Genomic DNA, 19334 nt, shown 5'->3' on the forward strand with positions numbered 1-19334 from the left:
ACCCAAGATTGGATGGATGGAGACGTCAGGGATAGAAGACCGTGACGGTGGCGTGGCCGTCCAAACGCACCGGTTCGCGCGCGCTGAGCGCCTGCCGCCCCCTGAGCGCCGCGCCGACGCGCAGCTTGAACACGTGGGTGCCGGCCGGCTGCAGCGCCTGGCGCTGCGGCGAGCCCAAGGCATAGCCGTAACGCAGGTTTAGCGGTTCGCCGCCGGCCTGCGACCAGCCCTCCTGCCGGCCGGCGCTGCGCATCAGCATCGCCGGACGCTCGTCCGCATGAGCCTCGATCAGGCTCAGCCACCAATAGCCCAGCCCTTGCTTGCGGCTGTCCCGGCCCAGGCCCAGAGTCTGCTCCGCCTCCGCCGGCAGCGACGGCGATGCGGCTCCCGTCGTCTGAAGCCCGGCCATGGCGGCGATGCCGGCGCGGCTATCGCCGCGGTTGTCCCGTATGCTCAAACCCACCAGCGCCGGCTGATCGCACTGCACATGCAAGCTGATCTCCCGCTCGCCCAGCAGCGTCGCGCCTGGATTCAAGGCCGACCAGGGGATGAGGCCGTAATCGACCACGCCGTTATGGGAAAAGCCGGGCGTGCAGCTGGGCGGCACCACCTCGGCCGTCAGCGCGAATGGCGTGTTCGCCGCCAGCACCGGCATGGATGCGCATAGCGCGGCGACGATTGCTTGACGATATTTCATCACGGGCTAGGCCGCTCAGTTCAAGGTCGCGGTAAAGGAGTCCACCGCATAGCCGTAGCTGGTCGCCGGCCACAGCTTGACGTGAGTGGCGTCCAAGGGCGTCTGGCCGGTCGACGCCAGCTGCAAGCGCTCGCCGGGCAGGATATAGGCCTTGGGCAGCTCCAGCCCTTGCCGTCCGGGCTGCAATTCCACCTTGTGCGTGGACAGGCGCACCACGTAAGGACTGTCGTTTTTGACCTCCACCCGGCCGTCTTCCGTCAGGCCCCACTGCAGCTTGACCCACGGCTCCCGCTCCCGCGGCAGGCCCTTGGGACGGATCAGTACCGGCAGGTTCTGATTGAAAGTCATCTGAATGCGATGCCCCTTATCGGCGGACACCGCGGGAATGCCCTCGAAGGACGCCCGCATCAGCCGCTCGGTCCGCAGCGGCTGCGGCGATTTCAACAAAAAGCGGACCAGTTGTTTCTCCCCGCCTTCCACCCGGGAAATCGGCGGCGTCGCCAGCAATAACTGCTCCGGGTCTTCAGGCAGGTTTTCCAGCCGGACATACATCAGGCTGGCGTGGGCGTCGGTATTCTTGACGTTGATCACGCCCTCGCCGTCGCCTTCCTCCACCACCACCAGCGAGGTTTCCGGCACCACGCCGGCGGACCAGGCCGCCGCGGGCAGCAGGGCCAGCGCCAAGGCGCCGGCCATAGCGCCGCCGCGGACCGCAACGGCGAACACATTCAGCGCATGCATCATATGAAACTCTTTTCCATCAAGGACGGCGTTGATTCACCGCGTCAAACCGTATCAACCGGGCCGGCAAGCATGCCGCCGGCCCGTATTCAAGCACGCTGACTCAAGACTTATTCAGCGCCGACTCGCGTAACCCAATCACTGGTAATAAATAGTGAAAGTACCCTTGCCGTCCAGTTTGGTGTCGTCCTTCACGCTCAAGCGCCCCTTGGTGTTCAATGCCGCCCCACCACCATGGGGAACTCATGTACGGAGGCTACCGCAGGGGTATCGATCGTTTTTCCTTTGATGGCGAAAGTGGTGACATTGGCGCCGCCATAATGCGAGTTAAGCGGAGTGGTATTCGTCTCCCCCCAACTCGAGCCATTATTAGACGAGTACAATAGTTTGGTATCGCCCACCTCCGCGTTCGCGCTATTGGTTGCCTTCAGCTTGTCAAACTCCATGCTCAGCCACCAAACGCCCAGTTTTCCCGCCTCCGCATCGTTCCCCAAACCCATGGTTTGCTCGTTGAGGCTAGCGACCGCATGGCTACCGGAAGGCTTAGTCGGCCTCGGGATTTCGCTAACCAGCAAGGGCTTGCTCTCCGCGCGGGCATCGGTGATGCGGATGCCCAGCGCGGTATCCTCTTGGCAGGTCACCGTCAGGCTGACATTGCGATCTTCCAGCGTGTACGCGTCACGATTGCTCAGGTTGGACACCGGGATATTGCCATAATCAATCACCGCGCCGCCGCTCAAAGCCGGCGTGCACGCGGGCGGCACCAGCTTGCCGGTAATCAGCAAATCTGCGCTATTTGCCGAAGCCCATTGAGCGGCTCCGGCAAAAACCGTGGCCACCACCAAAATCATATTCTGCTTCTTCACGATTCAACCTCCAATTAGATGAAAGTTCGCAATCAAATCATTCGCATTAAACGATGTTTTCTTGCAAGACAGCCGCCCCATTCCGGCGACATCCGCTTATTGATTCGCGGCGAGGTCATCTTGCTTTTTCGTAAGAATGCCTACAATAGGATTTTTCCTAAAAAAACAACAAGCACACCAATTTCATTTCAATATTCACAAATAAAAAACGCACAACAAACCTCAGTCACATCACTTCAAAAAAATCAACAAATCTAAATAATTAATATATTAATATTTAGAATTGTTGAGGATTTACCTCATGGTCTTCCACTTAGAGCCGCTAACAAGCCGCGCAGCGTAGCTGAGCCAAGGCGCGCCGACGCAGGCAGCGCCAGCCGTACGACAAGGAGGCGCAACACAGGATCAGGGGTTTGGTTAGCGGGTCTTAGACAGACGCAAAAAAGCCCGCCATGGCGGGGACCATGGACGGGCGGAAAAACGGCGACATCCCGCTTGGGAATGCCGCCGGCAAGACTCAGTCTTGCGCCAGCTTGGCGGCGGCGTCGCGCAGCGCGGTGCGCAAGCCTTCTTCTATCACCGGGTGATAGAAGGGCATCTCCAGCATCTGGGTAACGGTCAGGCCTTGCTGATGGCTCCAGGCCAGCAGGTGAGCCAGGTTCTCGGCGCGCGGACCTATCATTTCCGCGCCCAGGAAGCGGCCGCTGCCGCGCTCGGCGTATACATGCAGCAGACCCTGGTTGACGCCCATCACCCGGCTGCGGCCCTGGTCTTCAAAACTGACGGCGCCCGCCACGAAGCCATCCGCCGGCAAATCGGCGAAGCGGCTGCCCACCATCATCATCTGCGGATCGGAAAACACCACGGCGATGCTGGAGCGGCGCAGGCCGGGCTGTACTGCCGGATACTGCGCGGCATTGTCGCCGGCGGTCTTGCCTTCGTCGGCGGCCTCGTGCAACAGCGGCAGGATGTTGTTGGCGTCGCCGGCGATGAAAATCGGCGAATTCCCGCACTGTAGCGTCCGCGGATCGAACTTGGGCACGCCGCCCGTGTCCAGTTCCAGGCCGGCGTTTTCCAGCGCCAGACCGCGCACATTGGGCGCCCGGCCGGTGGCGGCCAGCACGTAATCGAAACGCTCGCAGACTTCTTCGCCGTCCAGATTGACGTAGCGGATTTGCGCCTTGTCGTCGACCAGGCCCATTTCCAGCACCTTGGCGTCCGGGTCCAGATAGAACTCCCGGCCCAGCGCCCGGCTGGCGTAGTCGCGCACAGCGGGGTCCGACAGCGGGCCGACGCCGCCGCCGCGGCCGAACACGCGCACCTTGACGCCCAGGCGGGACAGCGCCTGCCCCAGTTCCAGACCGATAACGCCGGGGCCGAACACCGCCACGCTGTCCGGCAGCGTGTCCCAATCGAACACATCGTCGTTGATGATCAATCTGTCGCCGAACACCTGGAACGGCGGCGGGATCAAGGGCGAGGAACCGGTGGCGATCACCACGCGGCGCGCCTGCACCAGCGTGTGCTCGTCCACTTGCAAGGTGGTGTTGTCGATGAAGCGCGCGTAGCCGCGCAGCCGGTCTTGCGGCGGAATGCTTTCCACGCCCTTGAGCACGAAGCCGACGAAACGGTCGCGCTCGCGCTTGACGCGGTCCATCACCTCGCGGCCGTCGATGCGCACGTCCCCGTCCACATGCACGCCGAAAGGCGCGCTGTGACGCAGTTCGTGCGCGGCCTCGGCGGCGGCGATCAGCAGCTTGGACGGCATGCAGCCGACGCGGGCGCAAGTGGTGCCGTAAGGACCGCCTTCAATCACCACGGCGCTGGCGCCGCGAGCCTTGGCGGCGCGGTAGGCTGCGAGGCCGGCGGTGCCGGCGCCGATCACGGCGACATCGATGTTCAAGGTATGCATTTCATTCCTTTCGGTATCGGGATACGGCACGGCACGCTGGGCATGCCGTCTCGTATCCCGGTAAAAAAAGGGCCGGACGGAGCATCCGGCCCGCAACAACTCCGGTGGCATCAGGGCCCGAGCCACCGGGGACGAACACGGTTGAGGCTTACTTGGAGAAGTACTTTTCCACTTCGTCGGCGGAGCCGATCAGTTGGCCGTTGATGAACACCTGCGGCGCGGTCATCTTGCCGGCCACGGCGCCCAGCACCTTGCCGCGCACCTTGTTGTCCAGCGGCACTTCGACGAAGTCGTAGCCGTTTTCGCTCAGCACCGCCTTGGCGCGCGCGCAGTGCGGGCAACCCGTCTTGGAGAACACCACCACTTGGTCCGGCTTCTTGGCGCTGGGATTGACGTAGTCCAGCAGAGTGTCGGCGTCGGACACCTTGAACGGATCGCCCGGCTCTTGCGGCTCGATGAACATCTTGTCCACCACGCCGTCCTTCACCAGCATGGAGTAGCGCCAGCTGCGCTTGCCGAAGCCCAGGTCCTGCTTGTCCACCAGCATGCCCATGCCCGCGGTGAAATCGCCGTTGCCGTCCGGGATCATCACCAGGTTCTGCGCTTCCTGATCCTTGGCCCATTCGTTCATCACGAAGGTGTCGTTGACCGATACGCAGAGGATGGCGTCCACGCCGTTGGCGAAGAAGGCCGGCGCCAGCTCATTGAAGCGCGGCAGGTGGGTGGAGGAACATGTGGGGGTGAACGCGCCCGGCAGCGAAAACACCGCTACGGTTTTGCCGTCGAACAGTTCGGCGGTGCTGACATCTTTCCACTCGTTGTTGTCACGAACACGGAAAGTGACATTCGGTACGCGTTGGCCTTCACGGTTTTGCAACATGGCGAGACTCCTTGTTTGGATTGACTGACAGGTTTAATAAATCGATGGATGCATTCTGATAGCTAAGAGCAAATTCGTCTAATTGATTGTGGCAAGGCTGCTGATTTGCTTTTTTAATCGACAAGCAAGCGGCCGCGCTAACCGTTAAAATTGCATAAACAAACCAACAATCAGGCCAACGCGGTGAAGATTCTGATTCTCGGCGGCGGACAGGTCGGCGCCAATGTGGCGGAAAACCTGCTTTCGGAAAACAACGACATCACAGTGGTGGATCAAAACGCCGCGCGGCTCAAACAGCTGCAGGACAGGCTGGACATCCGCACCGTGGCCGGCAACGCCGCCCATCCTCAGGTGCTGGCCGATGCAGGCGCGGCGGACAGCGACATGGTGCTGGCGCTGACCCGCGACGACGAAACCAATCTGGTGGCCTGCAAAATGGCCGAAGCCTGTTTCAACATCCCCACCCGCATCGCCCGCATCCGCTCCAGCGATTACCTGGAATCCGAGCACGGCGATCCGCTCGCCCACTTCGGCATCGAATCCGCCATCTGTCCGGAACAGATCGTCACCGACCACATCTATCAGTTGTTCACCTACCCCGGCGCGCTGCAAGTGCTGGACTTCGCCGACGGCAAGCTGCAACTGGTGGTGTCCCGCGCCCACTCCGGCGGCAAGCTGCTGGGCATGCCGCTGCGCCATATACGCGAACACATGCCGGACGCGGATTGCCGCGTCTGCGCCGTCCACCGCCGGGACACGCTTTTGGTGCCGGACGGCGACACCGTGCTGGAGGAAGGCGACGAGGTCTTCTTCGTCGCCGCGCGCGAGCACGTGCAGGCCATGCTCAAGGAGCTGCGCTTCAGCGAGCGGCCCTTGCGGCGCATCATGATCGCCGGCGGCGGCAATATCGGCTACCGGCTGGCCAAGCTGCTGGAGAACGATTTCAGCGTCAAAGTGATAGAAGCGCGGCCGGAACGCGCGCAATGGCTGGCGGAACGGCTGGAACACGCGCTGGTGCTGCGCGGCGAGGCCACCGACGAAGAGCTGCTGGACGCCGAGAACGTGGACGAGATGGATGTGTTCTGCGCGCTGACCAACGACGACGAGGACAACATCATGTCCACGCTGCTGGCCAAGCGCATGGGCGCGCGCCGGGTGGTGGCCCTGGTCAACCGCACCAGCTATGTGGACCTGCTGGAAGGCCACCGCATCGACATCGTGATTTCGCCCCACCTGTCCACCATAGGCTCCATCCTGGCCCATATCCGCCAGGGCGACGTGGAGGCGGTGCACCCGCTGCGCCGCGGCGCGTCGGAGGCGATGGAAGTCATCATCCACGGCGACGCGCAGCAATCGCGGCTGACCGGCCGCCGCATCGAGCAGATCGACATGCCGCACGGCAGCCACATCGTGGCGGCCATCCGCGGCGAACAGGTGCTGATGGCGCACCACGATCTGACGGTGGAAAACGGCGACCATCTGATCATCTTCCTGTCGCGCCGCCGGGTGATCCGCCAGGTGGAAAAACTCATTCAGGTCAAACTGGGCTTTCTGTGACCATGCATCTGACCGGCCTGCACCACGTGGCGATCATCGCCTCCGATTACGCCCGCTCGCGCGACTTCTACCACCGCGTCCTCGGCCTGCCCATCCTGGCCGAGCACTGGCGCGCCGAGCGCCAGTCCTGGAAGCTGGACCTGGCCGCGCCGGGCGGCGGCCAGCTGGAACTGTTCAGCTTTCCCTCGCCGCCGCCGCGCCCCACGCGGCCGGAGGCCTGCGGCCTGCGCCACCTGGCCTTCGCCTGCGCCGATCTCGCCGCCTGTCGCCAAAGCCTGCTGGCCGAGGGCGTGAAGGTGGAGGATGTCCGCGTGGACGAATACACCGGCGCGCGCTTTTTCTTCTGCGCGGATCCGGACGGCTTGCCGCTCGAGTTCTACCAGCCGCGGGACTGAGACATGCGCAAGATACTCGCCATCCTCTATGTGCTATCCAAGCTGATCATGCTGTTCTCCTGCACCTTCCTCGCGCCGGCGCTGGTCTCCATCCTGTACCGCGACGGCGCGCTGGACACCTTCGTCACCGCCGCCGTGGCCGGCCTGGCCATCGGCCTCGCCTTGTGGTCCGCCACCCGCCGCTACCAGCGCGAACTGAAGCCGCGCGACGGCTTCATCCTGGTCACCACGCTGTGGGTGGGCTTCGCCATCACCGCCTCCTTCCCCTTCATGCTGGCGCGGCCGGACATGTCCTTCAGCCACGCCTTCTTCGAGGCGATGTCCGGCCTCACCACCACCGGCTCCACCGTGATCAGCGGCCTGGACGCCCTGCCGGCCTCGCTCAACTTCTGGCGCCACTTCCTCAATTGGATGGGCGGCATGGGCATCATCGTGCTGGCGGTGGCCATCCTGCCCATCCTCGGCATCGGCGGCATGCAGCTGTACAAGGCGGAAACGCCGGGGCCGATGAAGGACAGCAAGCTGGCGCCGCGCATCACCGAAACCGCCAAGAACCTGTGGCTGGTCTACAGCGGCTGGACGCTGGCGGTGGCCCTGGCCCTGAAAGCCGCCGGCCTGAGCTGGCTGGACGCGGTGTGCCACGCCTTCGCCGCGCTGTCCCTGGGCGGCTTCTCCACCCGGGACAGCAGCGTGGGCGCATTCGACTCCCTGCCGGTGGAACTGATCCTGAGCTTCGGCATGATAGTCGGCGCGATGAACTTCGCCACCCACTTCCTGGCGCTGCGTCAGCGCTCGCTGCGCGCCTATCTGCGCGACCCGGAGGCCAAGGCCATGTTGTGGCTGCTGCTGGGCAGCATTCTGGCGATGAGCGCCTATCTGTGGGCCCACCGCGTCTACGACTTCCCCACCGCGCTGCGCCACGTCAGCTTCAATCTGATCTCCATCGCCACCGACAGCGGCTTCGCCAGCGTGGACTACGCGCGCTGGCCTATCTTCGTGCCATTGTGGATGCTCTTCCTGTCCAGCGTCACCGCCTGCTCCGGCTCCACCGGCGGCGGCATCAAGATGGTGCGCACCCTGATGTTGAGCAAGCAAAGCGTCAATGAAATGACGCGGCTGCTGCATCCGGCGGCGGTGCGCCCGGTGAAAATAGGCGGCAAAGTGGTGCCGCAAGACGTGATGCTGTCGGTAATGGGCTTCATATTTGTCTACTGCATGTGCATAGTGATACTAAGCTTCGCGCTGATCGCCAGCGGCCTGGATTTTCTCAGCGCCTTCACCGCGGTGATCGCCTCGATCAACAATGCCGGGCCCGGGCTCGGCGTGGTCGGGCCGGCGTCGAACTACGCGTCGCTGTCCGACTTCCAGATATGGACTTGCAGCCTGGCCATGCTCCTGGGCCGGCTGGAAGTGTTTACCCTGCTGATCCTGTTCACGCCGGCCTTCTGGCGCAAATAGGACGCGAAGAATTTACCCGCCGCGCGCGGGTCTGAACCAAAGCGGCGCCCCGCGCCGGATAATAAAGACGAAACCGGATCATGAACCCTATGACATTCACCGCCCCCAGCCGCATGCTCGCCCTCAGCCTGGCGCTGACGGCCGCCCTGCCCGCCTTCGCCGGCGCCGACGACGAACTGATCGCCGCCCGCGACGCCTTTCGCGGCAACAAGCTGGGCCAGTTGGCCAGCCTGGCGGGCGGCATGCCGTCCAACTACCCCTTGAAGGACTACCCGGCTTACTGGCTGGCGCTCAAGGCGCTGGACGGCGACGACGACGGCCCGGCCCAGAACTTCCTGGCCCGCGTGGACGAAGGCCTGATGCCGGAGCGCGTGCGCAACGAATGGCTGAAAAAGCTGGCCGCGCGCGAAAGCTGGAGCCGCTTCGCCGCGGAGTGGAAAAAACTGCCGCTGGAAGGCCGGGACGAAGAATCCAGCTGCTACGGTCAGCTCAACGAGCTGAATCAGGGCAAGGCGCCGACGGATCTGGACCGCTTCCTGGAAAGCCGTCCGTTGCCGGAAGGCTGCAACCGCCTGATCGCCGAGGCCGCGCGCCGCGGCGTCGTGAAGCGCGACTGGCTGTGGCAGCGCGCCCGCCTGCTCCTGGCCGGCAACTACCTGAGCCAGGCGCGCCAACTGGCCGCCAACACCGGCCTGCCGCTGGACAACGCCGCGCTCAGCAAGCCGGCCAACGCCGATCTGTCGACCCCCGGCGGCCAGGAAGCGGCGGTCTACGACATCGTGATCAAGGGCAAGGCCAATATCAGCAACGGCCTGGGCAAACTGCTCGATCACGAAAAGTCCTTGAGCAAGGAACGCGCCGGCTTCGCCTGGGGCCAACTGGCGCTGCTGTCCGCGCGCAAACAGCAGGCGGCGCAAGCGCTGCAGTGGTTCGACAAGGCCGACGCCGACCAGCTGACCTCCGAGCAATGGGAATGGTGGGCGCGCTCGGCGCTGCGCCTGGAGCAATGGACCCAGCTGGAGAAAATCATCCGCGCCATGCCTGTCACCGTCAGCGCCAAACCGGCCTGGCGCTACTGGCGCGGCCGCTCGCTGCAACAGCTGGGCCGGCAGAACGAGGCGACGCCGCTGTTCAGCCAGGCCAGCATCGGCCACAACTACTACGCGCTGCTGTCGCTGGAAGAACTGGGCAACAGCCTGTCCACCCCGGCCAGCAAAAGCGGCCCGGCCAAGGACGACATCAAGCAGATGAGCGAGGAACCGGCGATCAAACGCGCGCTGGCGCTGCTGGAGCTGGCCGAACGCCACGTCAAGCCCGAGTTCCGCGCGGACGCGCAGCGCGAATGGCGCTGGGCGATGCGCAACCGCAGCGACATCGAACTGCTGGCCGCCGCCGAAGTGGGCCGCCGCGCCAGCTTCTACGATATGGCCATCTACAGCGCCGAACGCACCAAGGAAGAACACGATTACTCCTTGCGCTACCTGACGCCCTACCGCGACGTCACCCAGCGCTACGCCAAGCAACTGGACATCGACGACGCCTGGATCTACGGCCTGATCCGCCAGGAAAGCCGCTTCATCACCATGGCGCGCTCCGGCGTTGGCGCTTCCGGCCTGATGCAGCTGATGCCGGCCACCGCCAAATGGGTGGCCAAGAAAATCGGCCTGGGCCAATACGCGGTCAACGACATCGAAACCAATGTACAACTGGGCACCTGGTATCTGCGCTACGTGCTGGACAGCTTGTCCAGCAACGAAGTGATGGCCACCGCCGCCTACAACGCCGGCCCGGGGCGCGCGCGCGCCTGGCAGGCGGACCGCACGCTGGACGGCACCATCTATGCCGAAACCATCCCCTTCACCGAGACCCGCGACTACGTGCAGAAAGTGATGGCCAACGCCGCTTATTACTCCAGCACCTTCGGCCACGCCAACATCTCGCTGAAAAACCGGATGGGCGTGGTGCCGTCCCGCTGAAAGCCTGCGCCGCCCAAGGGCGGCGCGCCCTCCCACAAGTACCATAAAGAACCTGTTCAAGGGCTAGCGAGCGAGAGCGAGACAAAAACGATAGAGAAAGCGGAATGTACATGCGGTGCATGAGCATTTCGAAATCGTTTTTAACGCCGTATCGCCAACGCGCAGCAGGCTTTGAACAGGCTCGAAGAAAGGGAACCCATGACTTATCAACGCATCTGCGTCATCGGCGGCAGCGGCTTCATCGGCAGCTACATCGCGGAACGGCTGACCGAACAAGACTGCCAGCTGACCATCGCCACCCGCCGGCGCGAACGCGCCAAGGCCTCGCTGCTGGTGCTGCCCGGCGCGCAGCTGGTGGAAGCGGACATCCACCGTCCGGAAGCGCTGGAACAACTGATTTCCGACCATGACGCGGTGATCAATATGGTGGGCATCCTGCACGGCAGCGCCGCGCAGTTCGACAAAGCCCATGTGCAATTGACCGAGAAGGTGATCGCGGCCTGCCGCAGCCAGGGCGTGCGCCGGCTGATCCACATCAGCGCGCTGGGCGCCGACGAGCGCGGCCCCAGCCTGTACCAGCAAAGCAAGGGCCGCGCCGAGGCGCGCGTGCGCGAAAGCGGCCTGGAATGGACCCTCTTGCGGCCGTCCGTGGTGTTCGGCCACGGCGACAGCTTCCTCAATATGTTCGCCGGCCTGCTGCGCAAAGCGCCCTTTCTGCCCTTGGCCGGCGCAAAGACGCGCTTCGCGCCGATCTGGGCCGGCGACGTCGCCCACGCGGTGGCGGCCTGCCTGTCGCGCCGCGCCGCCATCGGCCAAAGCCTGGACCTGGCCGGCCCCGGCGTTTACACGCTGGCCGAACTGGTAAGCCTGGTGGGCCGCCATATCGGCAAGCCGCGCCCGGTGATCGCGCTGCCGCAGGGCCTGGCCATGCTGCAGGCCGCATTGATGGAATGCCTGCCCGGTCCCGCGCTGATCAGCCGCGACAATGTGCGCTCGCTGAGCGTGGACAATGTCAGCGACCAGCCCTTCCCCGCCGCTCTGCTGGGCTTCAGCCCCACGGCGCTGGAAGCGCTGGCGCCGGCCTTGCTGGGCACGGAGGAATTCAATCTGCAGATGTCCGCCTACCGCCGCCAGATCGCGCGCTGAACGGGAAACGGATCAATGCAATGCTATATCGTCGGCGGCGCCGTGCGCGACCGCCTGCTGAAACTGCCGGTGAAAGACCGCGACTGGGTGGTGGTGGGCGCCAGCCCGCAAGAGATGCTGGCGCTGGGCTATAAGCCGGTGGGCAAGGACTTTCCGGTGTTCCTGCACCCGGACACCCACGAGGAATACGCGCTGGCGCGCACCGAGCGCAAAACCGGCAAGGGCTACCACGGCTTTGCCGTCTACGCCGCGCCGGACGTGACGCTGGAGCAGGATCTGGCCCGACGCGACCTGACCATCAACGCCATCGCCGAGGCGGCGGACGGCAGCCTGATCGATCCCTACCACGGCCGGCGCGACCTCGAGGCCGGCGTCCTGCGCCACGTCAGCCCCGCCTTCGCCGAAGACCCGGTGCGCATCCTGCGGCTGGCGCGCTTCGCCGCCCGTTTCGGCTTCGCCGTGGCCGAGGACACCATGGCGCTGATGCGGCAAATGGTGGCGGACGGCGAAGCCGACGCCCTGGTGGCGGAGCGAGTGTGGCAGGAGCTGGCCAAGGGCCTGATGGAGGAGCGGCCGTCGCGCATGTTCCTGGTCCTGCGCGCCTGCGGCGCCCTCGCCCGCGTGCTGCCGGAGCTGGACGCGCTGTTCGGCGTGCCGCAGCGGGCCGACCACCACCCGGAAATCGACACCGGCGACCACGTGATGCGGGCGCTGGACTGCGCCGCCGAGCAAGGCCTGCCGCTGGCGGCGCGCTTCGCCGCGCTGACCCATGACCTGGGCAAGGCGCTGACGCCGGCGGACGTGCTGCCGCGCCACATCGGCCACGAGGCCGCCGGCGAAGCCCCGCTGCTGACGCTGTGTCAGCGTTTGCGGGTGCCGGCCGACTGCCGCGACCTGGCGCGCGTCACGCTGTTGAGCCATACCAAAGTACACTGTGCTTTCGAATTGAAGCCAAGCACAATATTGAGATTGTTCAAGCAAACCGACGCCTTGCGGCGGCCGGAACGCTTCTTGCTGATGCTGGACGCCTGCCGCGCGGACGCGCGCGGACGCCTGGGCTTCCACGACCGGCCCTATCCGCAGGCGGACTACCTGTCCGCGCTGCTGGACGCGGCGCTGGCGGTGGACGCCGGCGGCATCGCCCGCCAGTGGGAAGACAAGCGCACGCTGCCGGAAGCGATAGATCGCGCCCGGACCCGCGCCATCGCCGTCCGCAAGGAGCAACTGGAGACGCACTGACATGGCCGCGATCTACCGTCTGCCGTCCACGCTGATGCGCGGCGGCACCAGCAAGGGTCTGTTCATCCGCGCCGACGCGCTGCCCGAGGACACCTCCTCCTGGGAACGCATGCTCTTGCGCGCCATCGGCAGCCCGGACCCGCACGGCAAGCAGATCGACGGCCTGGGCACCGGCCGGGCCAGCACCAGCAAGGTGATGATACTCAGCCCGTCGCGGCGCGACGATTGCGACGTCGATTGCCTGTTCGGCCACGTGTCGATAGAACACGCGCTGATAGACTGGTCCGGCAACTGCGGCAACCTCAGCGCCGCAGTGCCGCTGTTCGCGGTGATGGAAAAACTGGTGGAGCCGCGCGACGGCGTGGCCTCCATCGGCATCTGGCAAGCCAATGTCGGCAAGCGCATCGTCGCCGAACTGGAAATCATGCACGGCCAGCCGGTCTGGCAAGGCGACTACCGCATCGACGGCGTCGCCTTTCCCGGCGCGCCGATCCGGCTGCGTTTCCTGGACCCGGCCGGCGGCAGCTCCGGCGAACTCTACCCCACCGGCAAGCTGGTGGACGAATTGACGCTGCCGGACGGCAGCCGGGTGGAAGCCACCCTGGTGGACGCCGGCAATCCCACGGTGTTCGTCCGCGCCCGGGACTTCGGCCTCAAGGGCGACGAAGAAATGGCGGCCTTGCCTGAGACAGCGCGCCACCGGCTGGAGTGGGCGCGGGAAATCGCCGCCGTGGTCATGGGCTTGGCGCCCGACATTTTCGCCGCCCGGCGGGAACGGCCCGGCTCGCCGCGGATCAGCCTGCTATCGGAAAGCCGGGACGAGGATTGCCAGATCAACGCCCGCATCCTGACCTCCGGCCGCTCGCTGCACCACGCCTACACCGGCACCGGCGCCATCGCGCTGGCCTGCGCCTGCGCCACCGAAGGCACGCTGCCGCAGCAAGTGGCCGGCGCGCCGGTGCGCGGCATGCCGCTGACCTTCAGCCACGCCAGCGGCAGACAAACGGTGGAAGCGGTGCTGGGCCACTCGGACGAATACGGCTGGACCATCAGCGAAGTGGTGATGACCCGCACCGCCAGGCCGCTGATGCGCGGCGAAGTCTACATCCCGCTGGACTAGCCGGCCAGCGGGCCGCCGCGTCAAGGCTGCGCGGGCTCCGCGGCAGGCGCTTGACGCAGCTGCGCCGCCAACTCGCTCAGATCTTCGGACCCCAGCGCCTGGCTCGCCTGATGCGCGCCCAGCGCCGCCGCGCCGGCCAAGGCCGCGAACATCAACAGCCGCGGCAGCGGACGCAGGCGCAGCCAGCCCAGCACGCCCAAGGGCAAGCCGGCCAGGAGGCCGCCGATATGGCAGGCCTGGTCCACGCCGGACACCATGAAACCCATGCCCAGGTTCAGCAGCACCACTTGCGCCAAGGCCTTGCCCTGCGAGCCGCCCATGTCGGCGTCGCTGAGGCCGGCCACGCACAGCGCGCCGGCCAGGCCCATCAAGGCGCCGGACGCGCCGACGCTGGCCACCAGGCGGATGCTGCTCTGCATCAGCAGATTGGTCACCGGATGCGTGCCGTACCACCAGGCGCTGACCAGGCCCGCCGTCAGGCCGGTGGCGAGATAAATCGCCAGAAAGCCGATGCCGCCGAAGCGCTTCTGCGCCAAGGGACCGATCAGCAGCAACATATACATATTGAGCAGCAGGTGCATGGCGCCGCCGTGCACGAACATGCTGCTCAACAGCCGCCAGCTTTCGCCGCTCAAGGTGAACGGCGCCAGATTGGCGCCCCAGCTCACCAGTTGCTCGGGATCGGGCTCGGTCCAGGAAACGCCCGAGGCGCCCATCCAGACGTAAACGATCAGATTGGCGAGCACCAGGCCGATGGTGGCCCACTGCTGCCGCAGAAAAGAAGAAAGCCCGCCGAAGCGGGATGAGGAAGAATCAAGCGCGGTCTCATTCATCTGTGCTGGTTTCCTTTGTTTCAATTTGCCGTTTAAATATCTCCGGCGCATGATAAAGCAAACCAGGCAAAATAAAAATCAAACGCTACTCAATTTTCATGCGCAAGGCTTCAAGCCCTTGCCGGGTCGCGCAACAACTCCCGCTCCACCTGCCGCAGCATGCGCCGGCGGATCAGGCCGCTGACCGGACGAATCAGATACCAGTACGGCGCAAAACGCCAACGGGTGCCCGCATCGGGGCAATGCACGCGGGTCTGAGTCGACAGGCGCACGCCTTCGGCGACGGTTTCGCAGTGAAAGCTCAGCAACAGCCGGGCCACGCCCGGCTCATTCAAAGCCATGAAATCCTCAAGGCCGCCGATCTCGCGCAGGCCAAAGTCCGCGCGCCAGAAGGCGCCCGCCAGGCCCAGCGTCAATTCGCTATCGCCGTCGCGCGCCAGCGGCGTGAAGCTGTGCATGCCGAACGGCGGACGATTGCCGGGCAAGGCGCCGCTCAGGCGGCCGGGCAGTTCGCGCAGCGCCATGAAGCGCCGCGCCCAAGGGTCGTCCGCCGGCGCGACGCGTTGCACCGCGTCCAGCGTCGAGGCCGCATCGGCGGCCAGAATGCGGGAATGCGTCTCGACAAACTGATAATTGGGCAGAATGCGCTCCGCCAGCGCGAACCTAGTCATATATCCCCCTAGTCCAGCGTTCTCAATGCTCAGGATGAGAAATCCGTCTCCAGCTGCCTCACCCGCTCGAACAAACACACTGTCGCCGCCATCGCCACATTCAGCGATTCGGCGTGGCCCGGCATCGGAATCCGCACCCGCGCATCGGCCAGAGCCAGCGCCTCCGCGCTGACGCCGGCGCCCTCGTTGCCGAACACGAAAGCCACCGGTCCGCGCAGGTCCTGCGCGTACAAAGAAGTCGAGCCTTCCAGATGGGTGACCAGCTTGCGGCCGTCGTAGCGCGCCAGTTCGGCGCAAAGATCGGCCTGCTCGTGGATATTGAGCACGAAGTGCGCGCCCATGCCGGCGCGCAGCACCTTGGGCGAATAGACGTCGACGCAGCCCTTGGACAACATCAGCTCGCTGACGCCAGCCGCCGCCGCGCACCGCAGAATGGTGCCCAGATTGCCCGGATCCTGGATATCCTCCAGCATCACCCGCGACGCGGCTTCCGGGCAGGGCCGCGCTTGCGGCCGCGGGCACAAGGCCAGCAATTCCCCGGCGCTGGCCAGCGCGGTGGCCTTGGCCAACACCGCTTCCGGCACCGTGACCACGACCGTCGGCGCGCTCAGGCGCCGCAACAAGGCCTGCACCTCAGGATGCGCTTGCGCCGCCTCGTTGAGATACACCCGCTCGGGAACGATGCCGGCGTCCAGACAGGACTCGGTCAGATGAATGCCCTCCAGCAACATCAACTGTTGCTTGCGGCGTTCGCGCGGGCTTTGCGCCAGGCGCGCCAATTGCTTGATTTCGTCGTTATGGGCGGAAGTGATGGTTTTGCTGATGTACGACATGTGTCCTATTGCGGCAGCAGGGTCAGGCGCGCCACTAAATCCTTGAAACGGTGGTAACTGTCCTCGTCGATCGCCTGGCCGCTATGGCCGTTGTCGACATAGAACACGCCGGACAGCTCATGTCCGACAAACAGGGTGATCAGGGCGAATTCATTGTCCCCGACATGCTCGAAAAACAGGTCCTCGTAGCGCCGCTCCAACTGCTGGCGCACCAGGGCCGGCGCGTGGAAGCTTTGCGGCTTGCTGGTCAACACCGCGAAGAAGGAGCCCGGCTCCAGCCCCAGGGCCAGCTTGCGCAGCGGATGGCTGTCGCCCAGGCCCAGCTGATAACGCAGCTTCAGCGCATGCGCGTCCTGATCGTAACGGTAGTACAACACCCGCTCGAACTTGAGATCATTGGCCAGGTGGCGGATGGATTCGCGTATCGCCTTTTCCATCTGCTCCGCGTCGCTCAAGGCCGCGGTTTTCTGCAAGCTGGGCCGCTTGTACTCCCCTTCCAGCATCAACAGACTGCGCACCGGGTACATATAGCCCACCGCCCGGGGGTGGCGCGCCACCGACAAGGCCGCGTGCACCACCGCCTGATGCGCCAGATGCGGCGCGCAGCCTATCAGCTTGGCCGCGGCCTCCACGCCCACCTGCCAGGTGCTGCGCCAAATGCCTTGCTCCAGAGAGTTGGCGGTGGCCATCGCCAGGCGCAGCAATTGGCGGCGCTTGGTCGGACTGCCCGGCCCCAGCAGGGCGTTCAGGCCGGTGGGCAAGGGCATCAACTTGATGAATTGCTCCAGCACCTGGGCGTAATCGCAATCGAAGGCGTTGGACATTTCCTGCAGCAGCGGGCGGTCCGGCAATTGATTGCGCTGCATCATGAACAGGCAGGCGGGCAGATTGTACAGCAAGGCGGCCACGAAACAGTCTTCCACCTTGTGATCGCCCTGCAGAGACAGCCACTCCTTGATCAGCAAGGCGGCCACCCGGGAGCGGCCCAGCCAGTCCTCCACCGCCTCCAGCACCTCGGTGTCCAGCTTGTCCGGCACCGCCTCCAGCGCGGCGACGCGGCCAAAGCGGTTGGTCACCGCCTCCAGCCCCATCAGCAGCAGCGTCTGCTCCACCGAGGGAATGCTTTCATTGCGCTGCAAGGCGCGCGAACCGCCCACCACCCGGACCAGGTCCAACAGCAGAAAGGGGTCGGACAGACAGAGATTGGCAAGGTCGGTGAAATTGATCAGATCGCTGTGGCGAGCGCAGATGTCCTTCAGCTCGCCCAGCGTATTGGGCAGAATCGGCCAACGCCGTTCGGCGATGGACTTGATCCAGTTAGCAAGCTCCATGTGGGTGGCGCCAGATCAGTAATTCGGTTTGCAAAGCGCCTCCCAGCGGGATGCGTTCATCGGGTTCGACATCGGGCACGGCGAAGGTGTTGCTGACCAGCAGGCTGCCGGGCCGGCCTTCCGCCACAAACTTGCGCCAGACCTTAGCCATCGGCTCCGGGGACAGAAACACGTACACCGCATCGTACTCTCCCCAAGATTCCCTCCAAAAACTGCGGCAGGCGAACTCCAGCCGCCGCGGCCGCCGCGCCAGCCACCAGCGCGCGCGGGCCAACAACCAGCTGCCCCAGGCGCTTTCCAGCGCCCTAACCCTGACATCCGGCCGCAGCCGGCACAGCCAGACCGCCAGCCGGCCGTCTCCGCAGCCAGCCTCCAGCAAGGCGGCCCTCCCCGGCAGGCGCTCGGCCAGGCGCTCCGCCGCCTGAGCGGAAGAGCGATACAAGGGCACGCGTTCCAGCACAGCGTTGCGGCCCAACGCGAAAGTCAGCGCCAGTCCCAGCAAATACACCCAAGGCGGCAAGGCCGCCTGATGCATCAAGGCCAGCGCCGGCACGAACAGCCCGTGCAGCAAACGCTGCCAGCCCGGCAGGCGCATGAAAATGGCCAAGGCCGCCGCGCACAGGCCCTGCAGGATCGCCCAAGCCAAGGGCTGGGCGGCGGGGGCGACGAAATACATCGCCGCCAAGGCCGCCAGCACTTGCAGGCCCAGATGGCGCAAGCGGCTCAACAAGGCAACGCTCGCATCGGCATTATTTGGCCGGCGCTTCCGCCGGCGCCTCTGCCGGCTCCGCCCCGCCCTCCGCGGGCCCGCCAATCACATCCTGGTTCATCTGCGGCTTGTAGCCGTCGTTGAGGATATTGCTCTCGGCTTCCTTGTTCAGCACCACGATGGCGATGCGCCGGTTTTCCGGGCTGAACACATTGGTCTTCACCAGCGGGTTGGCCGAGGACAGGCCCACCACGCGCAAGACCTTGTTGTCCTGCAGGCCGCCCGCCACCAGCTCGCGCCGCGCCGCGTTGGCGCGGTCCGCCGACAGCTCCCAGTTGCTGTAGCCGCCCTGGCCGCTGCCGAATGGCTTGGCGTCGGTATGGCCGGAGATACTGATCTTGTTCGGCATCATGTTCAGCTCTTTCGCCAGCTGCTGCAGCAAGACGCGGGTATGCGGCAGCATGCGCGAACTGCCGGAGTCGAACATCGAACGGTTCTGCTCGTCCACGATCTGGATCTTCAGCCCGTCCGGGGTGATTTCCAGCTTGAGCTGATTCTTGTACTCCTTGAGCAGCTCGCTGTGATCCACCGTGCTCTGGATCTTGTTCTGCAGCTGCTCCATCGAAGCTTTTTCCTGCTGCTTGCGCATGATCTCGTCTTGCGGCGAGCCGGACTTGTTAACCTGGCCGGTCTGCTTGGTCAAATCATTGCCGCCGCCCTTGATCACCGAGGTGGCGTCGCCGGCGCCGGCGCCGCCGGACAGCGCCACCTTCAGCGGCGTCTTGAAGTATTCGGCGATGCCGTTCAAAGTGCCCTGCGACGCGGAACCCAGCAGCCACATCAGCAGGAAGAAGGCCATCATCGCGGTCACGAAGTCGGCGTAGGCGATCTTCCAGGCGCCGCCATGGTGGCCGTGGCCGCCCTTCTTGATGCGTTTGACGATAATGGGCCGTTGCGATTCGTCAGCCAT

The 19334-nt window shown here is 65.0% G+C and carries 18 protein-coding genes; 7 read left to right on the plus strand and 11 right to left on the minus strand.

The window, feature by feature from the left end; genetic code table 11:
- Window positions 1-25: 25 nt before the first annotated feature.
- The 5 genes from HQN78_RS08965 to HQN78_RS08985 all read right to left on the minus strand — a co-directional run bounded on the left by HQN78_RS08965 (window position 26) and on the right by HQN78_RS08985 (window position 5096).
- Window positions 26-697, minus strand: coding sequence for a DUF1120 domain-containing protein (locus HQN78_RS08965; protein ID WP_235089067.1), 672 nt, complete (start codon window positions 695-697; stop codon window positions 26-28).
- A gap of 15 nt (window positions 698-712) precedes the next feature.
- Window positions 713-1441, minus strand: a complete 729-nt coding sequence (locus HQN78_RS08970) for a fimbria/pilus chaperone family protein (RefSeq protein ID WP_235089076.1) — start codon at window positions 1439-1441, stop codon at window positions 713-715.
- Between the two features lie 212 nt (window positions 1442-1653).
- A complete protein-coding gene (locus HQN78_RS08975; RefSeq protein WP_235089077.1) occupies window positions 1654-2304 on the minus strand; it encodes a DUF1120 domain-containing protein in 651 nt (216 codons plus the stop codon).
- Between the two features lie 517 nt (window positions 2305-2821).
- A complete protein-coding gene (locus HQN78_RS08980) occupies window positions 2822-4216 on the minus strand; it encodes a dihydrolipoyl dehydrogenase (protein WP_235089078.1) in 1395 nt (464 codons plus the stop codon).
- 148 nt (window positions 4217-4364) lie between these two features.
- Window positions 4365-5096, minus strand: a complete 732-nt coding sequence (locus HQN78_RS08985) for a glutathione peroxidase (protein WP_107799452.1) — start codon at window positions 5094-5096, stop codon at window positions 4365-4367.
- Window positions 5097-5279: 183 nt separating this feature from the next.
- Between HQN78_RS08985 and trkA the strand changes: the two genes are divergently transcribed.
- From trkA to HQN78_RS09020, 7 genes are all read left to right on the plus strand, one after another.
- Window positions 5280-6653: a Trk system potassium transporter TrkA gene (gene trkA / locus HQN78_RS08990; RefSeq protein WP_235089778.1), complete on the plus strand. Its 1374-nt coding sequence runs from the start codon at window positions 5280-5282 to the stop codon at window positions 6651-6653.
- A 2-nt stretch (window positions 6654-6655) separates the two neighbouring features.
- Window positions 6656-7048: a VOC family protein gene (locus HQN78_RS08995; protein WP_235089779.1), complete on the plus strand. Its 393-nt coding sequence runs from the start codon at window positions 6656-6658 to the stop codon at window positions 7046-7048.
- A gap of 3 nt (window positions 7049-7051) precedes the next feature.
- Window positions 7052-8506, plus strand: coding sequence for a TrkH family potassium uptake protein (locus tag HQN78_RS09000; protein ID WP_227103684.1), 1455 nt, complete (start codon window positions 7052-7054; stop codon window positions 8504-8506).
- Window positions 8507-8586: 80 nt separating this feature from the next.
- Window positions 8587-10482, plus strand: coding sequence for a lytic transglycosylase domain-containing protein (locus tag HQN78_RS09005; protein WP_235089079.1), 1896 nt, complete (start codon window positions 8587-8589; stop codon window positions 10480-10482).
- 198 nt (window positions 10483-10680) lie between these two features.
- The gene (locus HQN78_RS09010) at window positions 10681-11628 is read left to right on the plus strand and encodes a complex I NDUFA9 subunit family protein (RefSeq protein WP_235089080.1); all 948 of its coding nucleotides are present in this window, start codon (window positions 10681-10683) and stop codon (window positions 11626-11628) included.
- A gap of 15 nt (window positions 11629-11643) precedes the next feature.
- Window positions 11644-12867 (plus strand): multifunctional CCA addition/repair protein, encoded by a 1224-nt coding sequence (locus tag HQN78_RS09015; protein ID WP_235089082.1) that lies wholly within the window; start codon window positions 11644-11646, stop codon window positions 12865-12867.
- A 1-nt stretch (window position 12868) separates the two neighbouring features.
- Complete coding sequence (locus tag HQN78_RS09020) at window positions 12869-13987, plus strand: 2-methylaconitate cis-trans isomerase PrpF family protein (protein WP_107799456.1); 1119 nt, start codon at window positions 12869-12871, stop codon at window positions 13985-13987.
- Between the two features lie 20 nt (window positions 13988-14007).
- Here the strand turns inward: HQN78_RS09020 and HQN78_RS09025 are convergent, their stop codons facing one another.
- The 6 genes from HQN78_RS09025 to motB all read right to left on the minus strand — a co-directional run bounded on the left by HQN78_RS09025 (window position 14008) and on the right by motB (window position 19334).
- Window positions 14008-14820, minus strand: a complete 813-nt coding sequence (locus HQN78_RS09025; protein WP_235089084.1) for a rhomboid family intramembrane serine protease — start codon at window positions 14818-14820, stop codon at window positions 14008-14010.
- 110 nt (window positions 14821-14930) lie between these two features.
- Window positions 14931-15491, minus strand: coding sequence for a hypothetical protein (locus HQN78_RS09030; protein ID WP_235089085.1), 561 nt, complete (start codon window positions 15489-15491; stop codon window positions 14931-14933).
- A gap of 29 nt (window positions 15492-15520) precedes the next feature.
- Window positions 15521-16324 (minus strand): RNA methyltransferase, encoded by an 804-nt coding sequence (locus tag HQN78_RS09035; protein ID WP_227103699.1) that lies wholly within the window; start codon window positions 16322-16324, stop codon window positions 15521-15523.
- Window positions 16325-16329: 5 nt separating this feature from the next.
- Window positions 16330-17655: an HDOD domain-containing protein gene (locus tag HQN78_RS09040; RefSeq protein WP_235089086.1), complete on the minus strand. Its 1326-nt coding sequence runs from the start codon at window positions 17653-17655 to the stop codon at window positions 16330-16332.
- A complete protein-coding gene (locus HQN78_RS09045) occupies window positions 17642-18385 on the minus strand; it encodes a class I SAM-dependent methyltransferase (protein ID WP_227103703.1) in 744 nt (247 codons plus the stop codon). The genes HQN78_RS09040 and HQN78_RS09045 overlap by 14 nt, the downstream gene beginning before the upstream one ends.
- A gap of 19 nt (window positions 18386-18404) precedes the next feature.
- Window positions 18405-19334 (minus strand): flagellar motor protein MotB, encoded by a 930-nt coding sequence (gene motB / locus HQN78_RS09050; protein WP_107799461.1) that lies wholly within the window; start codon window positions 19332-19334, stop codon window positions 18405-18407.

The organism is Chromobacterium sp. Beijing, from assembly GCF_021496765.1.
In the GTDB taxonomy this organism is placed as follows: domain Bacteria; phylum Pseudomonadota; class Gammaproteobacteria; order Burkholderiales; family Chromobacteriaceae; genus Chromobacterium.